We start from the raw sequence: 5104 nt of genomic DNA on the forward strand, positions 1-5104 counted from the left end.
CCGCGGCCGCCGATCCCTCCGCGCCCGCCGTCGCGCTCGCCGCCGCCGCGCGCTCGGCCGCGGTGGTGCAGGCCGGGCTGGCGCCGCTGCTCGCCGACGCCGCGGCCGCCGCGCGGCTCGCGACCCTGCCCGATCCGGTGCGCGAGGCGGCGGCGCGCCTGCTCGCCTTCCGCCTGCCGACCGATGCGCCGGTGACGCCCGACGCGCTCGCCAAGGCGCTGCGGCGTTCGGGGCTGTTTCTCGAGGCCGATCTCGCCGCCGGCCGCGGCCTCGGCCGTGGCCTCGGCGGCACGCCGGGCGGAGCCACGCCGGGCGCCGGACCCGCCGCATCCGAGCTGCCGATGCCGGACCTGAAGGCGGCGCTGATGGCGCTCAAGGCGGCGCTCGCCGGCGCGGCAGGCGCGACCGACGACGGCACCGCGCAAGCGTCGGCCGCGGCCGGACGGCCCGCCGCTGCAGCCGCCGGCACCCCCGCCGGAGCACCCACCGGACCCCTGCCGGGCAGTCCGGAAGCCGGCGCCCAGGCGCTCTATCGGGCGATCGCCCAAGCGTTGACCGGTGGGGCGCCGACCGGTGGGGCGCCGACCGCAGGCGCCTCGTCGGGTGCGGCCTCGCCGCCGCACGCCCCCGGTCCGGTCCCGGGACAATTTTCGGCCGAGGGGCAGGGGCTCTTTTCGCAAGCCGCCGGCGCGGCGCCCCGCACCGGCCCGCCGCCGCCTTATGCCGGCTCGGCGCCCTCGGCCCAGCCGCCGGTGCCGCCGGCGATCGACGATGCGACGCCGCTGAAGACCGTGCTGCGCATGCTCGCCGCCGACACCGACGGCGCGCTCGCCCGCCACACGCTGCTGCAGGTCGCCTCGGTGCCCGATCGCGCGCAGGCGAGCGGCCAGGCCGACGGTCCCGCGCGCTGGGCGTTCGAGGTGCCGTTCGCCACCCCGCACGGCACGACCGTCGCCCAGTTCGAGATTTCGCGCGACGGCAAGCACGCCGCCGGGGAGAAGCAGGAGGCGGTGTGGCGCGCCCGCTTCGCGATCGACCTCGAGCCGCTCGGCGTGATCGACGCGCAGGTCGCGCTGACCGGCACCCGCGCGGCGGTCACCTTGTGGGCGGAGCGCGACGCCGGAGCCGCGAGCCTGCGCGACCATGCGGCCGAGCTCGCCGAGGCCTTGCGCGGGGCGGAGCTGGAGCCCGAGGTGACGGTGCGCGACGGCGCGCCGCCCCGCCCACGCGCCGCCCCCGCCGGCCGCTTCCTGGATCGCGCGTCATGACCGAGGGAAAACCCGCCGCCCCGCTCGCGGTCGCCCTGCAATACGAGGCGCCGGGCGCGCCGCGCGTGGTCGCCAAGGGCAGAGGCGGGCTCGGCGACAAGATCGTCGAGACGGCGCGCGCCGCCGGCGTGCCGATCGAGCAGAATCCCGGGCTCGCCGCGGCGCTCTCCACGGTTCCGCTCGGCGACGAGATTCCGACCGAGCTCTACCGCGCGGTCGCCGAGGTCTTGACCTTCGTCCTGCGCCTGTCCGGCCGCTTGCCGCAGCGGCCCGGCGCGCCCGGCACGACCTCGCCCGGCACGGTCCCGCCCGGAGCCGCCGCGCGATCGGCCGCCCCCGCCGGCGCCCCCGCCGGTTCGTCCGCCGGCTCCCCCGCCGTATCCGACCAAAGTTCGATCCGCCGGTCCTCGGCGGCGCGCTAGCTTTCGCCCGTGGAATCGGCCGTCGACGGCCGTTCGCGCCGACGCCTGCGCGTGCATCGACTATCGCTGTCGCGCGGCGACCGTGCTATGACCGCACCCAGGCATTCGCTATCCCCTTGCGCGTTCGGGTTTTGATCCATGAAGAATATTTTGGCCAGGCTGGAGGAGCGCCGCGCCGGCGCACGTCTCGGCGGAGGGTTGTCGCGCATCGACGCCCAGCACAAGCGCGGCAAGCTGACCGCGCGCGAGCGCATCGGCCTGCTGCTCGATCACGGCTCCTTCGAGGAGTACGACATGTTCGTCGAGCACCGGGCGACCGAGTTCGGTGCCGACCGCACCAAAATTCCCGGCGACGGCGTGGTCACCGGCTGGGGCACCATCAACGGCCGCACCGTCTTCGTGTTCGCCAAGGACTTCACCGTGTTCGGCGGCTCCTTGTCGGAAGCGCACGCCCAGAAGATGGTCAAGATCCAGGACATGGCGCTGAAGGCGCGGGCGCCGATCATCGGCCTGTTCGACGCCGGCGGCGCGCGCATCCAGGAAGGTGTCGCGGCGCTCGGCGGCTATGGCGAGGTGTTTCGCCGCAACGTCCACGCCTCCGGCGTGATCCCGCAGATCTCGGTGATCATGGGGCCGTGCGCGGGCGGCGACGTCTACTCGCCGGCGATGACCGACTTCATCTTCATGGTGCGCGACACGAGCTACATGTTCGTCACCGGCCCGGAAGTCGTGAAGACCGTGACCAACGAGATCGTCACCGCCGAGGAGCTCGGTGGCGCCAGCGTCCACGCGACCCGCTCGGCGGTCGCCGACGGCGCCTTCGAGAACGACGTCGAGTGCCTTCTCCAGATGCGCCGGTTCGTCGACTTCCTGCCGGCCGACAGCGGCTCCGGTGTGCCGGAATGGCCGAGCTTCGACGACGTGGAGCGGGTCGAGAACTCGCTCGACACGCTGGTGCCGGACAATCCGAACAAGCCGTACGACATGAAGGAGCTGATCCACAAGGTGGTGGACGAAGGCGACTTCTTCGAGCTGTCGCCGTCCTTCGCGAAGAACATTTTGATCGGCTTCGGGCGCATCGCCGGCCGCACGGTCGGCTTCGTCGCCAACCAGCCGATGGTGCTCGCCGGCGTGCTCGACAGCGACGCCAGCCGCAAGGCGGCGCGCTTCGTGCGGTTCTGCAACGCCTTCAGCATCCCGATCGTCACCTTCGTCGACGTGCCGGGCTTCCTGCCGGGCACCGCGCAGGAATCGGGCGGCCTCATCAAGAACGGCGCCAAGCTCCTGTTCGCCTACAGCCAGTGCACCGTGCCGCTGGTCACCGTGATCACGCGCAAGGCGTTCGGCGGGGCCTACGACGTGATGGCCTCCAAGCACATCGGTGCCGACGTCAACTATGCCTGGCCGTCGGCGCAGATCGCGGTGATGGGCGCCAAGGGCGCGGTCGAGATCATCTTCCGCTCCGACCTGCACGACCCGGAGAAGATCCAGGCCCGCACCCACGAGTACGAGGACCGCTTCATGTCGCCGTTCGTGGCCGCCGAGCGCGGCTACATCGACGAGGTGATCATGCCGCACTCGACCCGGCGGCGGATCGCCCGCGCACTCTCGATGCTGCGCACCAAGACGCTCGAGATGCCGGCGAAGAAGCACGACAACCTGCCGCTCTGAGCGGCGCACACGCGTGTGCCGTTCCTTTGTCGTTCGGGCCGACGGGAGAGCGGTGCGCCGCTCTCCCGCGCTCCGGCCGGCGTGTTTTTCGCTGACGCCGTACCACCGGTGGGAGACTATGACCTCATCCTGAGGGGCCGCGAAGCGGCCGTCTCGAAGGATGAGGCCCGTGCAGTGCCATCGTCCTTCGAGAGCGGGTGTTCCGCCCGCCCTGGGGACCAGGTCGAACTCTGTCGCCTTTGGCTTCGCATCGACGGGCGTGACGTTCGCCTTGTCGTCGCCGTGGTGATCGAACGCTGCGACGCGCTCCCGACACCAATATCCGTCATCCTTTGCGGACGGCCCCGGCCGCCGACCTTTGCTCGCGCCACCGGGCCGACCGTCGAGAAACGTGTCCGGTTATTTCCGACAGGGGGCATTTTTCCGATGAAGACGACCACCAATCTGCTCGCCGGTCTCCTCGCCGCCGCGACGCTCGCCGTCACCACCGAGGCGTCGTTCGCGCAGGGTATGTGCCAGCAGCTCTGGGTCGAGCGCAACTCGATCTACAAGGCCAACGGCTACTGCTTCAAGACTCGCCGGGCGATCGCCTATTTCGGCAATGCCGGCTGCGTCTACGAATACGAGGGGGCGGTGCCGCTGTCGCGCCGCGAGCGCGCCCGCATCGGCCAAATCCGGGCGATGGAGCGCGACTACGGCTGCCGGTGACGGCGGCGGCCCGCGGCGTCCCAGGGTGAGCCCGTGAGCCGCGCCGGCGGCGCATCGCGTCGTGCGGGAGTGTTTTACGAGGTTCGCGGCGACGCGGCGGGTGCGCTATGGTGCGGCACTGCGGCTCGTCTGCTTCGTCGCCGGCCGCCTCCGGCCCGCGCGTGTCGGTCCCGTCTCCGTCGGTCCCGTCTCCATCGGTCTCGTGTTCGGCGTCCCATGCACAGCCAGCTCCATTACCTGCCGCTCACCCCCGGCTTCTTCTCGCTCCTGGTCGGGCTGTTCGTCCTCGTCGTCGTGCTCGTCCAGCTCGGCGTGCTGCGCTACGCCTTCATGCGGCTCGGCATCGGTCCCGGCGCGGCGATGGCGCTGCTGCTCGGCTCGCTGGTCGGCAGCTACTTCAACATCCCGGTGGCGGAGGTTCCCGGCAGCCGGGCGCTGTCCGGCCGGGTGATCGACTATTTCGGCATGCAGTACGTGGTGCCGGTGGTCGAGCAGTGGCCGGGCACGGTGATCGCGGTGAATGTCGGCGGCGCGGTGATCCCGACTCTGGTGTCGCTCTATCTGCTGCAGCGCTACCGCTTCTGGGGCGAAGGCCTTCTCGCCACCGCGATCGTCACCGCGGTGATCCACTGGTTCGCCAATCCGGTGCCCGGCATCGGCATCGCCGTGCCGGTGTTCGTGCCGGCGGTGGTGACGGCGATCACCGCGTGGCTTCTGTCGCGCGAGCACGCCGCGCCGCTCGCTTACGTCGCCGGCTCGCTCGGCACGCTGGCGGGCGCAGATCTCCTCAATCTCGGCCGCATCGGCGAGCTCGGCGCGCCGGTCGCCTCGATCGGCGGGGCCGGGACGTTCGACGGCATTTTTCTGATCGGGATCTTGGCGGTGCTGCTGGCGAGCCTGACCTCGCCGCCGCCACGCGACCGGCCGGCGTGAGAGCCCGTTTGGGAACTCCGACGGGGCTGCGCCGGAGCCGCTTTCGCCGATCCGGCAGGAGCCGATCGAGGCGCGTACCGGGGAGTACGTGCGAGATCGGCG

The 5104-nt window shown here is 71.9% G+C and carries 5 protein-coding genes; all 5 read left to right on the forward strand.

Going from position 1 to position 5104, the window contains the following annotated elements:
* On the forward strand, positions 1–1268 hold a 1268-nt coding region (locus A33M_RS21740), incomplete at its 5' end, for a flagellar hook-length control protein FliK (RefSeq protein WP_040622635.1).
* Positions 1265–1690 (forward strand): EscU/YscU/HrcU family type III secretion system export apparatus switch protein, encoded by a 426-nt coding sequence (locus A33M_RS23355; RefSeq protein ID WP_008392157.1) that lies wholly within the window; start codon positions 1265–1267, stop codon positions 1688–1690. The genes A33M_RS21740 and A33M_RS23355, both read left to right, overlap by 4 nt.
* Positions 1691–1828: 138 nt before the next feature.
* Positions 1829–3361, forward strand: a complete 1533-nt coding sequence (locus A33M_RS21750) for an acyl-CoA carboxylase subunit beta (RefSeq protein ID WP_008392158.1) — start codon at positions 1829–1831, stop codon at positions 3359–3361.
* 426 nt (positions 3362–3787) lie between these two features.
* Positions 3788–4069: a YARHG domain-containing protein gene (locus A33M_RS21755; RefSeq protein WP_008392160.1), complete on the forward strand. Its 282-nt coding sequence runs from the start codon at positions 3788–3790 to the stop codon at positions 4067–4069.
* Positions 4070–4285: 216 nt separating this feature from the next.
* The gene (locus A33M_RS21760; RefSeq protein ID WP_040622639.1) at positions 4286–5002 is read left to right on the forward strand and encodes a DUF1614 domain-containing protein; all 717 of its coding nucleotides are present in this window, start codon (positions 4286–4288) and stop codon (positions 5000–5002) included.
* Positions 5003–5104 lie beyond the last annotated feature (102 nt).

The organism is Rhodovulum sp. PH10 (genome assembly GCF_000293785.1).
In the GTDB taxonomy this organism is placed as follows: Bacteria; Pseudomonadota; Alphaproteobacteria; order Rhizobiales; family Xanthobacteraceae; genus Rhodoplanes.